Annotated in this window: 11 protein-coding genes; 2 read left to right on the top strand and 9 right to left on the bottom strand. The window is 69.9% G+C overall.

Annotated elements, in window-relative coordinates:
* Nucleotides 1-85: 85 nt before the first annotated feature.
* From chrA to HLH27_RS05905, 6 genes are all read right to left on the bottom strand, one after another.
* Nucleotides 86-1,297, bottom strand: a complete 1,212-nt coding sequence (gene chrA / locus HLH27_RS05930) for a chromate efflux transporter (protein WP_182948624.1) — start codon at nt 1,295-1,297, stop codon at nt 86-88.
* A gap of 17 nt (nt 1,298-1,314) precedes the next feature.
* Nucleotides 1,315-2,010 carry a VIT1/CCC1 transporter family protein gene (locus tag HLH27_RS05925; protein WP_182948623.1) on the bottom strand — a complete coding sequence of 232 codons (696 nt, stop codon included), beginning with the start codon at nt 2,008-2,010 and terminating at the stop codon, nt 1,315-1,317.
* 239 nt (nt 2,011-2,249) lie between these two features.
* Nucleotides 2,250-5,150 carry a [protein-PII] uridylyltransferase gene (locus HLH27_RS05920; protein ID WP_182948621.1) on the bottom strand — a complete coding sequence of 967 codons (2,901 nt, stop codon included), beginning with the start codon at nt 5,148-5,150 and terminating at the stop codon, nt 2,250-2,252.
* Nucleotides 5,151-5,364: 214 nt separating this feature from the next.
* Nucleotides 5,365-8,019, bottom strand: a complete 2,655-nt coding sequence (gene mutS, locus HLH27_RS05915; protein ID WP_182948619.1) for a DNA mismatch repair protein MutS — start codon at nt 8,017-8,019, stop codon at nt 5,365-5,367.
* A gap of 89 nt (nt 8,020-8,108) precedes the next feature.
* Complete coding sequence (gene murJ, locus HLH27_RS05910; protein ID WP_182948617.1) at nt 8,109-9,677, bottom strand: murein biosynthesis integral membrane protein MurJ; 1,569 nt, start codon at nt 9,675-9,677, stop codon at nt 8,109-8,111.
* An 84-nt stretch (nt 9,678-9,761) separates the two neighbouring features.
* Complete coding sequence (locus HLH27_RS05905; RefSeq protein ID WP_182948615.1) at nt 9,762-10,247, bottom strand: glutathione peroxidase; 486 nt, start codon at nt 10,245-10,247, stop codon at nt 9,762-9,764.
* Nucleotides 10,248-10,418: 171 nt separating this feature from the next.
* On the opposite strand from HLH27_RS05905, the gene HLH27_RS05900 reads away from it, so the two are divergent.
* Together HLH27_RS05900 and HLH27_RS05895 are read left to right on the top strand one after the other, a co-directional pair.
* A complete protein-coding gene (locus HLH27_RS05900; RefSeq protein WP_182948613.1) occupies nt 10,419-11,660 on the top strand; it encodes a NupC/NupG family nucleoside CNT transporter in 1,242 nt (413 codons plus the stop codon).
* A 304-nt stretch (nt 11,661-11,964) separates the two neighbouring features.
* Nucleotides 11,965-13,356 (top strand): M20/M25/M40 family metallo-hydrolase, encoded by a 1,392-nt coding sequence (locus HLH27_RS05895; RefSeq protein WP_182948612.1) that lies wholly within the window; start codon nt 11,965-11,967, stop codon nt 13,354-13,356.
* 32 nt (nt 13,357-13,388) lie between these two features.
* On the opposite strand, the gene HLH27_RS05890 is transcribed toward HLH27_RS05895, so the two are convergent.
* Genes HLH27_RS05890 through tsaD form a run of 3 tightly spaced genes read right to left on the bottom strand, consistent with a single transcriptional unit; the run spans nt 13,389 to nt 16,316 of the window.
* Nucleotides 13,389-14,351 carry an NAD(P)H-dependent glycerol-3-phosphate dehydrogenase gene (locus HLH27_RS05890; protein WP_182948610.1) on the bottom strand — a complete coding sequence of 321 codons (963 nt, stop codon included), beginning with the start codon at nt 14,349-14,351 and terminating at the stop codon, nt 13,389-13,391.
* A 4-nt stretch (nt 14,352-14,355) separates the two neighbouring features.
* Nucleotides 14,356-15,183, bottom strand: coding sequence for a 23S rRNA (adenine(2030)-N(6))-methyltransferase RlmJ (locus HLH27_RS05885; protein WP_182948608.1), 828 nt, complete (start codon nt 15,181-15,183; stop codon nt 14,356-14,358).
* Nucleotides 15,180-16,316: a tRNA (adenosine(37)-N6)-threonylcarbamoyltransferase complex transferase subunit TsaD gene (gene tsaD, locus HLH27_RS05880; RefSeq protein ID WP_408870802.1), complete on the bottom strand. Its 1,137-nt coding sequence runs from the start codon at nt 16,314-16,316 to the stop codon at nt 15,180-15,182. Before tsaD ends, HLH27_RS05885 begins: the two co-directional genes overlap by 4 nt.
* Nucleotides 16,317-16,368 lie beyond the last annotated feature (52 nt).

The raw sequence follows: 16,368 nt of genomic DNA, 5'->3' as shown, positions 1-16,368 counted from the left end.
TGTTGCCACACACACCTTTCGATGTTGGGGCACGCGGCCCGAATAACCAGACCGTGATCGCGAAGGCGTGATCGGCTAGGGGGGATCAGGCGGGGATCGGCAGCAACAGGCCGGCCAGCGCCGAAAGCAGCACGACGGGAAGTGGCGGCGCGCGCCAGGCGACGAGGAGGACGACGCCCATGGCCACGACCGCGCAATCGGCGGACCCGTGCACGGCGCTGGTCCAGACCGGGTCGTAGAGGGCTGCGGCCAGTAGTCCCACCACGGCGGCGTTGGTGCCGCGCATTGCCGCCTGGGTCCCCGGTCGGCCGCGCAGATCGTGCCAGAAGGGCAGGGCACCCAGCAGGCAGAGAATACCGGGCAGGAAGATGGCGCAGAGCGCGATCAGGGCGCCGGCCACGCCGCCTGGCGGCATGCCGGCGATGGCGCCGAGATAGGCCGCGAAGGTGAAGAGGGGGCCGGGGACGGCCTGTGTGGCGCCGTATCCGGCCAGGAAGGCGCTGTCGGACACCCATCCGGGCGTGACGACGGCCTCGCGCAACAGGGGCAGCACGACGTGGCCGCCGCCGAACACCAGCGCGCCCGAGCGGTAGAACGCGTCGAACAGCGCGACCGGGCCGGGGGGCATGGGGATGAACGCGAAGGCCAGCAGCCCCAGGAACAACACCAAGCAGCCGATGGCCGCGCGCCGGGACTGCGGCAGGCGCAGCGTGTCGGGCGGCATCGGGCGCGGACCCTGGCACAGCAGGCGGCCCGCGATGCCGCCGGCGAGGATGGTGCCGAACTGGAAGAGGGCGCCCGGCGCGAGCAGCATCGTTACCATCGCGGCCGTGGCGATGGTGGCGCGCGTGCGATCCGGGCACAGGCTGCGCGCCATGCCCATGACGGCCTGCGCGACGATGGCCACGGTCGCGAGCTTGAGCCCGTGGAGCAGGCCGGCCCCGGAAGCGGTCGCCGCGATAGTGCCGGCGCCGTAGGAGAAGGCGACCAGCAGCGCCGCCGAGGGAAGGGTGAAGCCGATCCAGGCCGCGATGCCGCCGGCCAGCCCGCCCCGGATCAGGCCGATCCCGAAGCCGGTCTGGCTGGAGGCCGGTCCGGGGAGGAATTGCGACAGGGCGACCAGGTCGGCATAGGCCTGTTCGGTCAGCCATTGCCGGCGCTCGACGAATTCTGCCCGGAAATAGCCCAGATGGGCGATCGGGCCGCCGAAGGCGGTGCAGCCCAGCCGGAGGAAGATGCGCAGGATGGCGAATGGCGGGCTGCCCGGGGCGGCTGCCGGCGGGGTGCTAGCGCGCATGATCCGGGCCGTGGGTGCTAGACACCGAAGATCTGGCCTATGCCGCCGGTGACGATCATCGCGACGATCCCCCAGAAGGTGACCCGCAGCGTGGGGCGCAGCGGTGGCGCGCCGCCCGCGACCGCGCCGACGGCGCCCAGGCCGGCGAGGGCCAGGACGGAGACGAGGGAGACGCCCCAGGAGACATAGGGTTCCGGCGTCAGGACCGCCGCCATCACCGGCAGCAGCGCCCCGGAGAAGAAGGCCGAGGCCGAGGCGAGGGCCGCCTGGAACGGCCGGGCGGTCGTCGCCGCGGAAAGCCCGAGCTCGTCGCGGGCATGGGCGCCGAGGGCATCGTGCTTCATGAGTTCGGTCGCCACCTGGCGGGCAAGGGTCTCGTCCAGTCCCCGTTTGCGGTAGATGCCGGCCAGTTCGTCGATTTCGCCGCCCCAGTCGGTCGCCAGTTCGCGCTTTTCGCGGGCGAGGTCCGCATGTTCGGAATCGGCCTGGGAACTGACGGAGACATATTCGCCGGCGGCCATGGACAGCGCGCCCGCCACCAGCGCGGACAGGCCGGCGACCAGAATGCTGCCGCGCGCGGCATGGGAGCTGGCGACGCCGACGATCAGGCTGCCGGTCGACAGGGTGCCGTCATTGGCGCCCAGCACGGCGGCGCGCAGCCACCCGAGCTTTTCGACGGCATGGTGCTCGGTATGCTTGGGAAGTCGCGACATGAGACAGGCTGCCCTGATCGATAGAACCGGCAGCTATCTTTGATGTAAAGAATCCTTTTGTCGAAATGCATTTTTCGAGATGCATCGATGCCGGTCTTTTATTTTCATTTGCGGCCGAATGGCCGGTCTGTTCAGGTTGCTGTCAGCAATTCATGGCATGATTGCCAGTCGCCTGCCGCAGGCGCGGGGAACGGGACCGGTCTTGCCGGCCTGCCGTCGCCCCGCGACAGGACGTGCCGTCAGATGGACAGGGTTTCGACGGGCGGGACCTCGACATCGCTGGTCGCGGCTTCTTCGGCCTGGCGCAGGCCGTGGATCAGGGCCTCGCGGATTTCGGTCAGCCGGTGTTCGTCGGTGATCTTCAGGCCGAACAGGTCCTTGACGTAGAAGACGTCGACCGCGCGCACGCCGTAGGTGGTGATGTGGGCCGAGGCGATCTGGAGTTTATGGTCGCTGATGGCCTGGGTGACGTCATGCAGCAGGCCGGGCCGGTCGCGGCCGTTGACCTCGATGACCGTGTAGCTGTTCGAAGCGCGGTTATCGATCACTACCCGGGGCGGCACGTGGATCGCGCGCATGCGCCGCCCGTGGCGCATGCGGCCGATGCCGCCGATCTCGCGCGCGATATCCATCCGTCCGGACAGGGTCTGCTCGACCAGGGCGGACAGGCGGGCGAGCTGGTGGGGCTCTTCGAACGCTTCGCCGCTGGCGTCCTGGATCCAGAACGTGTCCAGCGCCATGCCGTTGATCAGCGTGTGGATGCGCGCATCGACGATCGATGCGCCGGCGATGGCCAGCGCGCCGGCGATGCGCGAGAACAGGCCGGGATGGTCGGCGGTGTAGATCGTGACCTCGGTCACGCCGCGCGTCGGCAGGGGCTGGGTTTCGACCGTCAGCGGAGAGTCGCGGCGTTCGGATTCGCGGATCAGCAGGGCGTGGCGGGCGTGGGTGTCCTGGTCGAAGGACAGCCAGTAGCTGCCATAGCCCAGGCCGAGGAAATGCTCGCTTTCCCCGGGGGTGAAACCGTCTTCCGCGAGGATCTCGCCCACCGCGTCCTTGGCGCGGGCGACGCGCACGTCGCGCTCGGTGGTGGCCAGGCCGCCTTCCAGAACCTCGGCCACGCGCATGTACAGCTCGTGCAGCAGGGTGGCCTTCCACGCGTTCCAGACGCGAGGGCTGACGGCGCGCATGTCCACGATCGTCAGCAGCAGCAGCAGGCGCAGCCGCTCGGGCGACTGGATGGTGTCGGCGAGGTCCAGGATGGTCTTCGGGTCGTCGATATCGCGCTGGAACGCCGTCTGGCTGAGCAGCAGGTGGTGGAGGACCAGCCACGAGACGGTTTCGGTTTCCTCGCCCGTCAGGCCCATTTCGGGGCAGACTTCCAGCGCGATCTCGGACCCGAGTTCGGAATGGTCGCCGCCGCGGCCCTTGGCGACGTCATGCAGCAGGATGGCCATGTACAGCGCGCGGCGGGACTGGAGATTGCGGGCCAGGTCGTAGGCCAGCGGGATTTCGTCGGCCATGGCGCCGTGTTCGATGCGGCCGAAGATGCGGATGGCCTCGATCGTGTGCTCGTCGACCGTGAAGACGTGATAGGTGTCGAACTGCATCTGGCCGACGATGCGCGACCAGTCGGGCATCAGCCGCCCCATGATCCCGGTTTCGTTCATGATGTGCAGCCAGTAGGCGTTGCCCTGCCGCCGGTCCTCGGCGGTGGCGTGGAAGCTGGGGGCTTCCTCGCGCGGGGTGCCGGCGCCGTCGGCCGCCGGGGCGGGGCGGGGGGCGCGTTCGGGCGGTGCGCCGCACAGCAGGTCGAGGAAGATCCGCGCCGCCTCGGGGTTGCCGCGCAGGCTGGCGGCCCGGCGTTCCCACCGAATCAGCTTGTGCATGGCCAGCGGGTGGATGGGCAGCTTGCGCGTGCGTGCCCATTCCAGCAGGCGCATCATCTGGATCGGCTCGGCATCGAACGAGGTGCCGCGTTCGGGCAGGATCTGGCCGTCCAGCACCGTGAAGCCCGCGTCGCGCATCGCGGCGTCGGCCTGCGGCGCGTTCGCGGTCGGGCCCAGGGCCTGGCGCATCACCGCCGGTTCCAGCACATGCGTCAGGCGCATGACCTCTCGCACCGTCAGGAAATAATGGCGCATGAAGCGCTCCACCCCGACCTGGCGGCCGTGACGGGTATAGCCCATGCGCGCGCCGACCACGGGCTGGACGTCGAAGGTCAGCCGTTCCTCGGCGCGGCCCGAGATGTAGTGCAGATGCAGCCGCACGCTCCACAGGAAGTTCCACGAGCGACGAGCCCGCTTGGCTTCCTGCTCGGTCAGCAGGCCTAGGCTGCTGAAGCCGGGAGCCAGCAGATCGGAGACATGGCGGGTGCCGAACGTGTAGCGGCACATCCAGTAGAGCGTCTGCAGGTCGCGCAGGCCGCCGCGCCCTTCCTTGACGTTGGGCTCCACCAGGTAGGGGCTGTCGCCGAAACGGTGGTGGCGGGCCGTGCGCTCCTTGCGCTTGTCGGTGATGAAGCGCGCGGCACCGGCCTCGACGCACGCGACGATGTAGCGGGCCTCGAACATCGCGAACAGCGCGTCGTCGCCCGCCAGCAGGCGCGCGTCGAGCAGGGTGGTGCGGACCGTGGTGTCGGCCTCGGCCTCGGCGATGCACTGGGGGATCGAGCGGGTGGCGTGGCCGACCTTCAGCCCCAGGTCCCACAGGAAATACAGGATATATTCGACCACGCGGCTGACATCGGCCGAGGGCTCGTCGGGCGTCAGGAACAGCAGGTCGATATCGCTGAAGGGGGCCAGCATGCCGCGCCCGTAGCCGCCGGTCGCCGCCACCGCGAGGACGGGGCGGCCGGATCCGGGCGCGAAATCAAGCGCGTGGGCCATCGTGAAATCGACCAGCGTGCGGATCATGCCGTCGGTGTAGTGCGCCAGCTGCTTGGCGGCGGAGGCGCCGTGCAGGCGATGGGCCTCGAATTCCTCGCGCACCGAGGCCTGGAACCTGGCGAGATGCCGGCGGAACAGGCCGATGGCCACATCGCGCGGGACGGCATCTCCCGTTTCCGGCGACAGGAGGGAGGCCGCGAGGCTTCGGGTCAGGTCCCTGACGGACAGGGAAGGAGAAGACAGAGTCGGCATCGCGGCGTGATCGGTTTCCTGAAAATGTTTATGGCCGGGCATGCGCCCGGCCCTGGAGGCTGCTTCAAAAGCGTCGCTGACGGCGTTTTCCGGCACTTGGGTGCGCATGGCCGGCAGGGCCATTCCGCTCCGATGCCCGATCACTACCGCCGGACGCGCGGCAGGCCGCGCTTGCGTTCACCATCGAAGCTTTCGAAGCAGCCTCCTGTCCACCCTATCCGTGGTCCAGATGCCGCGATTCTTCAAGCATCAGTTTCTTGAGAGCATAGACCATGTCCAGCGCGCTGCGCGGCGTCAAGGCATCCGGGTCGAGCTGTTCGAGCATCTGGCGGACGGCTTCGGGCACTTCGGGCTCGGCCGGATCGACCGGTTCCGGCGCCGCCGGCGCGTCGGTGGAGGCGAAGAGCGGGAGCGGGCGGGCGCCGACCGCGCGTTCTTTCTCCAGACCGGCCAGAAGCCTAGCTGCGCGGCGGACAACGGGCTCCGGCACGCCTGCCAGGCGGGCCACGTGCACGCCCCAGCTCCGGCGTGCCGAGCCCGGAACGACCTCGTGCTGGAACACGACCTGGCCCTTCCATTCGCGCACGCTCATGGTGTGGGGGGAGAGGCGGGGGAGGCTTTCGGCCAGCTCGGCCAGTTCGTGGAAATGCGTTGCGAAAATCGAGCGGCACCGCAACGTGGAATGCATGGCTTCCAGCACCGCCCAGGCGATGGCCAGGCCGTCCAGCGTCGCGGTGCCGCGGCCGATTTCGTCGACCACCACCAGCGAGCGCGGGCCGGCCTGGTTGAGGATCGCCGCCGTCTCGGTCATTTCGACCATGAAGGTGGAGCGGCCGCGCGCCAGGTCGTCCGACGCGCCGACGCGCGAGAACAGCCGGTCGACGATGCCGATCCGTGCCGCCCTGGCCGGTACCGGCAGGCCGGCCTGGGCCAGGATGACCGCCAGCGCGCCCTGGCGCAGGAAGGTCGATTTACCGGCCATGTTGGGGCCGGTCAGCAGCATGACGCGCTGGGCGGGTTCCAGCACGCAATCGTTGGGGGTGAAGCGCTCGCTGCGCGGCAGCGCGGCCTCGACCACCGGATGGCGGCAGCCGGTGAGGGTGAAGGCGGCGTCGTCGGTGACCTCGGGCCGGCACCACAGGCCGCCGGCCGCCAGGTCGGCGCAGGATTGCAGTACGTCCAGCACTGCCAGCGCATGGGCGATGGCCGGCACCGCCGGTTCGGCCAGGATGTCGCGCACCAGGGTGGCGAAGATGCCGCGTTCGCGCGCGCTTGCGCGTTCCCCGGCCTCGGCGATGCGGCGGTCCAGGGTGATCAGCTCGTCGGTCGAGAAGCGGGCGGCGCTGGCGGTGCCCTGGCGCAGGATCAGGTCGGTGCGTTCGCGCACGCGGGTCGCGGCGGCGGTGGGGATTTCGATGACGTAGCCGAGTTGCGCGTGGTGGCGGATCTTGAGGCTGGCGACCCCGAATTCCTGCGCGTAGTCGTTCTGCAGGCCGGCGATGATCCGCCGGCTGTCGTCGCGCAGGCCGCGTTCGGCGTCCAGTTCGGGGTCGAAGCCGGGGGCGATCACGCCGCCATCCTCGACCCGTGCCGGCAGGGATTCGGCCAGTGCCTGCTTCAGCCGGTCTTCCAGCGCGGTGCCGCCGCCCAGATGGCGCATGGCGTCCGCGATCAGGGCGGGGGGCGCCGCGCGGCCGTCGGCCAGGGAGGAGGCGATGCGCCGGGCGATGGACAGGCCGTCGCGCACCGCCGCCGCGTCGCGCGGCAGGCCCCGGCCCAGCGAGAGGCGGGCCAGCGCGCGGGCGATATCCGGCGTGCCCCGCAGCCCCTGGCGCAGGGCGGCGCGCACCCCGCCTTCGTCGATCAGCCACGACCAGCCATCCTGGCGCGCGGCGATCGGCGCGCAGCGGGTGAGGGGGGCGGCGATCCATTCTGCCAGCAGGCGGCTGCCGGGTGCGGTGACGGTGCGGCCGACGCTGGCCAGCAGCGTGTGCTCGGTGGTGCCGTCGCGGGTGCGCAGCAGGTCCAGGCTGGCGCGGGTGGCCGGGTCCAGGCCCAGGATGCCGCCGTTTTCATGGGCGTGGGGGTGGGCCAGGCGCGGCATCTGCCCGGCCTGGCTGCGGCGGACATAGTCCAGCGCCATCGCGGCGGCGATGGCTTCTTCGTCCGAGAAGGTGCCGAATGCGTCCAGGCTGGCGACCTCGAATGTCTCGGCCACCCGGCGGCGGGCCGTGGCGGGTGCCGGGGGCGTGGCCTCCGGCGCGCGCCTGGCGTCGAAATCGCCCAGGTCGATGCCGCCGGCGGCCAGGATCTCGGCCGGGTCCAGCCGGCCCAGCAGGTCCATCAGCCCGTCGGGCGGGACGGATGCGGTTTCGAACGCGCCGGTCGAGATATCGATCCATGCGACGCCCCAGCCACGGCCGGCCGGGGCACGGCCCGCGCCGGCCGCCACCGCCACCAGCAGGTTCTGGCGCCCGGCCTCCAGCAGTTCGTCCTCGGTCAGGGTGCCGGGGGTGACCAGGCGCACCACCGCGCGGGCCAGCGGGCCCTTGGCGACGCCCTTGCCGGGCTTGCGCGGGGGCTCCGTCTGCTCGGCCACCGCGACGCGGAAGCCCCGGCGGATCAGCCGGGCCAGGTAGGCCGAGGCGGCCGCCACCGGCACGCCGCACATCGGGATCGGCATGTCGCCATGCGTGCCGCGCGTCGTGAGCGCGATGTCGAGCGCGGCGGACGCCGCTTCGGCGTCGGAGAAGAACATCTCGTAGAAATCGCCCATGCGGAAGAACAGCAGGGCTTCGGGATGTTCGGCTTTCAGGGAAAACCATTGCGCCATGGCCGGGGTGGCGCCGTCCGGGGAAGGGAGCGTCATGCGGGCCTGTGTACAGGCCCGCGTGGCGATGTGCCAGCCGGGAAATGCGGCGCGATGGTCAAGGACGGAACCCGGTTTCGGCTCACGCTTCAGGCGGTTCGGCCGCGCCGGCGCGCCAGCCGGCCGCGCAGCATGGCCATGGCGGCGCGCAGTTCCATGACACCCAGGATCTGGAGCCCGATGCCGTAGGCCAGCATCCCGGCCGCGATCAGGACCATCAGCGCCACGATCCGCAGGGGGCCGTGGCGGACGGCGAGGGGGCCGAGGACCGTCAGGTTCAGCATCACCAGCGTCGCCGCCATGCCCAGGGCCGCGAGCAGCATCCGGGCGACCCGCGACAGGGTGGTGCGGGCGATGCGCAGCAGGCCCCGGCGGCGCAGCAGGAAGGCGAGGATCGCGACATTGACGATGGCGGCCAGGCTGCTGGCCAGCGGCGGGCCGGCATGGAGCAGCGGGTGCATCAGCAGCAGGTTGAGCACGAAATTCAGGGTGAGCGTGAACAGGCCGATCCGCACCGGTGTTGCGGTATCGCCCCTGGCGAAGAAGCCCGGGGCCAGGACCTTGATCAGCACGAAGGCGGGCAGGCCGATGGCGAAGGCGCGCAGTGACTGGGCCGACAGCATGGCATCGCGCGGAGTGAAGGCGCCGTGCTGGAACAGCGTGGCGATGATCGGGTGGGCCAGCACGATCATGCCCAGCGCGGCCGGCAGGGTCAGGACCATGGCGTAGTCGATAGCGCGGTTCTGCGCGCCGTGTGCGCCGTCATGGTCCTCGGCCGCCACATGGCGGCTGAGGACCGGCAGCAGGGTGGTGCCGGCCGCCGCCCCCAGCACGCCCAGCGGCAACTGGTTGATGCGGTCGGCGAAATAGATGAACGATACGCTGCCGGCCGGCAGGTACGAGGCGATGATGGTATCGACCAGCAGGTTGATCTGGCTGATGCCGCTGCCCAGGCAGCCGATTGCCATGCGCCGGATCAGCGTGTGAATGCGTGCCGTCAGGCGCGGCGGCAGCAGCATCAGCTGGAAGCCCGCGCGCCGGGCCGCCAGCAGCAGCAGCCCGAGCTGGACGACGCCCGATGCGGTGACGCCCCACGCGGCGGCCTGCCCGACATTGCCGGTGAGGGGCGTGAGCAGGAAGATCGCGGCGATGCCGACGACGTTGAAGGACACGTAGGCCGCCGCCGCGACGCCGAACCGGTGCAGGCCGTTGAGCACGCCCGACACCAGGGCCGCCGCGCAGATCAGCACCAGGTAGGGGAAGGTGATGCGGCTGAGCGTGACCGCCATGTGGTAGCGCTCGCCGCCTATGGGGAAGCCGGCGGCGATCACGCTGACGACCTGCGGCATGAAGATCTCGCCCAGGACCGCGATCATGGTCAGCCAGGTCAGCAGGACGCTGAACGTCTCGCTGGCGAAGCGGCGGGCCTTTTCGGTGCCGTCGGTCGTGAGCATGGCGGAGAAGAGCGGCACGAAAGCCGTGTTCAGCGCGCCCTCGCCGAAGAGCTGGCGGAACATGTTCGGCAGGCGGAAGGCGACCTGATAGGCATCCTGGATCGGGCCGGCCCCCAGGAAGGCCGCGAGCAGCTGGTCACGCACCAGGCCAAGCACGCGGCTGAGCATCGTCCAGCCGCCGACGGTTAGAAAACCCTTGAGCAAACGGGACCCTCCTGTCTTGGCCGCGCGCATACTGCACGAGGGCGCCCTTTCGGCCCAGCGTGATTCGCGCGGCGGCGCGGTGGGTCAGTGATCGAGGATCGCGCGTTCGATGGCCAGGCGCATGCGCCGCGATTCGGGCGAGGTCAGGCTGACGAACCAGTTTGCCAGCGTGCCGTCGCGGCCGATCAGGTATTTGTAGAAATTCCAGCGCGGGCGTGCCAGCACGCCGCCCTGCTGCGCCAGCCAGCGGAACAGCGGAATCGCCTCGGGGCCCCGGACATGGCTGCGGGTGGCCATGGGGAAGGTGACGCTGTAATTGCGGGCGCAGAAGGTGGCGATCTGCTGGGCGCTGCCGGGTTCCTGGTTGCCGAAATCGTTCGACGGCACGCCGATCACGGTCAGGTCGCTGCCGCGATAGAACGACCAGAGCGCCTGAAGCCCCTCGAACTGGGGGGTGAAGCCGCATTGCGACGCGGTGTTCACGATCAGCACCGGCTTGCCGCGCAGGGCGCCGAGGTCGATCGTGCCGCCTTCCAGGGCCGGCAGGGTAAAATCGTACGCGGTCGTCATGGGAGCCGATTCGATCTGTTGCGGTCTGTAACGGGGTGGGAGCCTAGAGCAGTTTCCTCCGCCGCACGAGTAGGCATGGCCGGCGCCATCCGCCACTCTGGACAGCACATCGTGCAGAGCACAGTGTCGTTTCGGTTTTGGGTCGTTACGGTTTTGGATTGGTAGGGTGGAATGGCGGTCCTGCATGGAATTCTCGGGCTGGCCTGCCTGATTGCGCTGGCGGTGGCCTTTTCGGCGGACCGGCGGGGGATCCGCCCCAGGATCGTGCTGGCCGCCGTGGCCATGCAGGTGGCGCTGGGCGGGCTGATCCTGTTCGTGCCGCCGGGGCGGGTGGCGCTGCATGTGATCTCGGGTGCCGTCGATACCGTGCTGGGCTATGGCGCGCAGGGCAGCGCCTTCCTGTTCGGCCCGCTGGTCGGCCCGCGCATGGACACGCTGTTTCCCGGCGGGGGCTTTATCTTCGCGCTCCGGATCCTGCCGCAGATCGCCTATATCTCGGCGCTGATCGCGATCCTGTACTATTACCGCATCATGCAGCATCTGGCGCGGCTGCTGGGCGGGGTGCTGCGGCGGGTGCTCGGGACCTCGATGATCGAATCCTTTTCCGCCGTCACGACGATCTTTCTCGGCCAGAGCGAGATGCCGGTGGCGCTGCGGCCCTATGTGCCGCTGCTGACGCGCGAGGAACTGTTTGCCGTCATGTGCAGCGGCACCGCATCGGTCGCCGGGTCGGTGCTGGTGGGCTATGCCGGGCTGGGCGTGCCGATGGATTACCTGTTGGCGGCGTCGGTGATGGCGATTCCGGGCGGGCTGCTGTTTGCCAAGATCCTGATGCCGTCGCGGGCGCAGACGCGTGTCTCGGGCCTCGACCTGGAATTCGGCCACGAGCATCCGGTCAATGTCTTCGAGGCCATCGCCATCGGTACCGCCAGCGGCGTCGGCGTTGCGGTTGCCGTGGGCGGGATGCTGATCGCGTTCATCGGGCTGATCGCGCTGGCCAACGGGCTGATCCATGGGCTGGGCGGCTGGCTGGGGCTGGGCGACCTGTCGCTGGAGACGATCTTCGGCGTGATCTTCGCCCCGCTGGCGTGGCTGATCGGGGTGCCGTGGCATGAAAGCGGCATGGTCGGCGCGATCATGGGGCAGAAGCTGGTGTTCAACGAATTCGTGGCCTATGTCGCGCTGGCGCCGCATTTCCATGACGCGACGCTCGACCCGCGTGCGCTGGCGATTGCCTCCTTCGCCTTGTGCGGGTTTGCCAATCTGTCCTCTGTCGGCATCCTGATCGCGGGCTTCGGCAGCATTGCCCCCGAGCGGCGGGGGGAGGTGGCCAGCATGGGCGTGCGCGCGGTGTTTGCCGGATCGCTGTCGAATTTCGCGAGTGCCACCATTGCCGGCATGTTCATCGGGTAGGGTCCCCGGTGGGGGATATGCGGGAAATATCGATAATTTGATATGAGCCCGGTTGGCGAGGTGGCGGCGGGCAAGCGGTAAGCTATTGTCGATATGTGGCTTTTCATCCAAGGTCGGGGGAATTGTTACGTGGCGATAACTTTCGAGGCTGATTCCATTGTTCCTGCGCACGCTCTTCCGGCCTGAAAACGGCGATTGTTCCATTCGGCGGATCGATACGATTTCATCCCATGGCGTGCCGGTCGCGCATCGGCGCCGATTCCTGAAAGAGGGTGCTGCTTCCGGCTTTTTCGGGACCTGCGGCGTGTATGGGCCTGTGCTGGGGATTGCCCTTGCGGTGGGTGCCGTGGGGCAGGCCTGGTCGGCGCCGGTCGGCGACCGCCATGCGGTGGAGGCGTCGCTGGCGCTGGCGGAAAAGGCGATTGCGCTGCGCTCGGTCGCCGGACCCGGCAACCAGACGCCGCAGGTGGCGCAATTGTTTCGGGACGCGCTGATCGCGGGCGGGTTCGCGGCCTCCGATATCGCGATCACGCCCGTGGGGGACACGGCGTATCTGATCGCGCGCTGGCCGGGGAGCGACCCGTCGCTCAAGCCGCTGGTGATTTCGGGGCATATGGATGTCGTCGAGGCGAAGGCCGGGGACTGGACGCACGATCCGTTCAAGGCGGTCATCCAGAAGGGGTTCCTGCTGGGGCGCGGCGCGACGGACATGAAGCTGGACGACGCCATTGCGATCGAGGCGCTGATCGGGCTGAAGCGCGCGGGATACAGGCCCCGGCGTGACGTCATCATCGAATTTTCCGGCGACGAGGAAACGGCGATGGCGACGGGTGCCATCATCGCGGACAAGCTGTCGGGCGCCGAGCTGGTGCTGAACGTGGATGGCGCGAACGGCGTCATCGACGAGAAGACCGGCAAGCCCGATTATTTCGCCTGGGAAGGCGGCGAGAAGACCTATGCCGACTACCAGATGGTCGTCACCAACCCCGGCGGCCATTCCTCGGAGCCCAGCCCGCTGAATGCAATCGACGAGATGGCGGCGGACCTGCTGCGTATCCAGCATTATCGCTTCCGGCCCGAGATCAACGATCTGAGCCGGGGGTATTTCCTGGGTGCGGCGCAATGGGAGTCGGCGTCGATCGGGGCGGCAATGCGGGCCTTTGCCGCCGAGCCGACGAATGAGGGTGCCATCGAGACCCTGTCCGCCGACCCGTCATTCGTCGGGCGTATCGGCACCACCTGCGTCGTGACCGAGATCAATGGCGGCCATGCCCTCAATGCCCTGCCGCAGCGGGTGACGGCCGATATCAACTGCCGGATCTTTCCCGGCCATCCGCGTGCCGAAATCCTGAACGAACTGCGGCAGGCGGCGGCCGATCCGGCTCTGACGATCACGGATGTGACGGAAGGGTCGGTCGAGACGCCGGCATCGCCCATGCGTGAGGATGTGGTCCGGGCCATCGAGCATGCCGTGCATGGTGCCTATCCGGGCGTGGCCGTTTTTCCGTCACTGGGATCGGGTGCCAGCGACAGCATGTGGTTCCGCTCCCACGGGGTGCCGAGCTATGCCGTCAGCCCGCTCTTCATCAAGAATTCGGATTCCTTCATGCATGGGCTGAACGAGCGGACGCCCGTCTCCAGCGTGGGGCCGGCCCTGGATATCGTTGCGGTGCTGGTGACGGATCTTTCGCGCTAGGCCGGCGGGCCTGCCGGGGCGCGGGGCGGGGATTATTCGATCCCGACCGGGCGGCTGAGCAGGCGGTCGCGGGCTTCGCCCAGGCCGATATCGCCCGCCAGCAGCAGCGACATTGTTTCGATGACCGGTACGGCGATGCCGTGGGTGCGGGCGAGGGCGAGGAGGGCGGGGGCGGTGGCGACCCCTTCGGCGACGGTGGTGCGGCTGCCCAGGATCGCGGCCAGCGATTCGCCCCGGCCCAGCGCCAGGCCGAGGCTGAAATTGCGCGACGACGGGCCGGTGCAGGTCAGGATGAGGTCGCCCACCCCCGCCAGGCCCGACAGGGTGCCAGCGCGGCCGCCCAGCCCCAGGGCCAGGCGGCCGAGTTCGGCAAGGCCGCGCGTGATCAGCGAGGCACGGGCGTTTTCGCCCAGGCCCGCGCCGATGGTGGCGCCGGCCGCGATGGCGATGACGTTCTTCGCCGCCCCGCCGACCTGTACGCCGATTGCGTCGTCGCTGGCATAGAGGCGGAAGGTCGCCGTGGTCAGGTGATCGGCCAGGGTGCGGGCCAGCGACAGGTCGGCGCAGGCCAGCACGGCGGCGGTGGGCAGGCCCTGTGCCACCTCATGCGCGAAATTGGGGCCGGAGAGCACCGCGCGCGGCAGGTCGGGATGGCGGTCCGCGATGACCTGCAACGGCAGTGCCAGCGTGTCGCGCTCCACGCCCTTGCAGCAGGCGATCATGGGGCCGGCGGCAGGGATGTGCGCCAGCACGGCGCGCAGATGCTGCATCGGCACCGCCAGCAGCACCGCGTCGGCTTGGGTGGGCATCGCGTCGGTCACCGTGATCGCCTCGGGCAGGGCGATGGCGGGCAGGCGGGGCAGGGTGCGGGTGTCGGTCAGGGTCTGGGGGTGACGGGCCCACAGATGGACCTGCGCCCCGGCGCGGGCGGCCTGGACTGCGAGGGCGATGCCCCAGGCGCCGGCCCCGATGACGGCGATGCGTGCGGCTGCCATGGTCCTATTCCTCCACGATGCGCGTGACGCTCGCCTCTCCCGTGCCGTCGGGGGAGAGATGGGTCAGGGCGCGCAGGGCCGGAAGGGCGGCTTCGGCGAAGCCGAAGGGGGGATTGATCACCACCAGCCCGCATCCGTTGAGGCGCGCGGGGTCGAGCGGCGGGCGCAGGGTGAGTTCCAGCGCCACGATGTCGCGAATCCCCGAATCGCGCAGCGAATCGAGGAAGGCGCGGACGGGCGCGCGGTGCTTGATCGGATACCAGCCCGCGAGGATGCCGGCGGCGAATCTGCGGTGCGCCGTGGCCAGCCCTTCGACCAGGCGGGCGAATTCGTCGGGTTGTTCGAACGGCGGGTCGATCAGCACCAGGCCGCGTCTGGCCTCGCGCGGCGGCAGCAGGGCGCCCAGGGCGGCGTAGCCGTCGCGGGCGTGGATCGAGACCTGGCTGTTGCCGGCGAACAGGCGCCGCAGCATCCGGCTGTCCTCGGGGTGCAGTTCGCAGCATACCAGCCGGTCCTGCGGCCGCAGCATCATCGCCGCGATCAGGGGAGAGCCGGGATAGATTGCGGGTGCGCCGGCCTGGCGCACCAGGTCCAGATAGGCCGGCGGCAGGTCGGCCGGCGGAGCGTCGAGCAGGCGGCCGATCCCGCCCTGCCATTCCATGGTGCGGGTGGCCTGATCGCCGCCCAGATCGTAGCGCCCGATACCGGCATGGGTATCCAGCACCGAAAAGGCCGCCGGCTTGCGGGCCAGCGCCTGGAGCAGCAGCACCAGCAGCGCGTGCTTCATGCAGTCGGCGAAATTGCCGGCGTGGAAGGCGTGACGGTAGTTCATGCGGCGCTCGCGTCGAATCGTGCCGCCATCTGGTCCAGCGGCCAGCGCGGGCGGGGCAGCAGGGCGAGATCGTCCACCGGCGGCAGGCCCAATGCGTGGCGGGCGCGCATCGTCTCGATGGCCGCCCAGCCCACCATCACCGCATTGTCGGTGCACAGGCGCAGCGGCGGGGCGGCGAAGGGCAGGCCGCGCGCCCGGGCCAGCGCATCGAGCCGCGCGCGCAGGGCGCCGTTGGCGGCGACGCCGCCGGCCGCGACCAGCAGGGTGGCGTCCGGCATCATGTCCAGCGCGTGTGCGACGCGGTCGGCCACGATATCGGCCACCGCGTTCTGGAAGCTGGCGGCGATGCCGGCGGCGACCGGGCGGGGCAGGGCGCCATTGTCGTAGGGCGCGAGTTTCTGCGCCACGGCGGTTTTGAGGCCGGAGAACGAGAAGTCGCAGCCCGGGCGGCCGTGCAGCGGGCGGGGCAGCGGCCAGGGTGCGGGGTCACCCTCGCGCGCCAGGGCTTCGACCGCAGGGCCGCCGGGCCAGCCCAGGCCGAGCATCTTCGCCACCTTGTCGAAGGCCTCGCCGGCGGCGTCGTCGATCGTGCCGCCCAGCTTGCGATAGCGGCCCACGCCCTCGACGGCGATACATTGGCAATGGCCGCCCGAGACCAGCAGCAGCAGGTACGGGAACGGGGCGCCGCCGGGCACCAGGCCGGGCAGGCGCGCGGTCAGGGCGTGGGCCTCGATATGGTTCACGGCGACGAACGGCCGGCCCAGCGCCACCGCGAGCCCCTTGCCGACGCCGGCCCCCACGATCAGCCCGCCGATCAGGCCCGGGCCGGTGCTGGCGGCGACGGCGCCCAGGGCCTCGGCCGGCAATCCGGCGGCGTCGAGCGTGCGGCGTACCTGGCCGGGCAGCGCCGCCAGATGGGCGCGGGCCGCGATTTCGGGCACCACGCCGCCGAAGGGGATGTGCCCGGACTGGGACAGCACGGTTTCGGCCAGGATGGTGCCGTCAGGCGCCAGGATGGCGCAGGCGGTGTCGTCGCAGGACGATTCGATCGCCAGAACAGGCGCCAGGACAGGGGTCTGGGCCGCCGATTCGGCCGGCGCCGGGGCGCCGAGGGGGGGAGAAGACATGATCATTGCGCAAAAGACAGTTCCGTCGGGCGTTATGTCATCTTTTCTTCGGGGCGTC

Source organism: Gluconacetobacter takamatsuzukensis (genome assembly GCF_014174275.1).
Taxonomy (GTDB): Bacteria; Pseudomonadota; Alphaproteobacteria; order Acetobacterales; family Acetobacteraceae; genus Gluconacetobacter; species Gluconacetobacter takamatsuzukensis.
The sequence above is the reverse complement of the archived record's forward strand: the minus strand, read 5'-3'. Positions and strand labels throughout refer to the sequence as shown.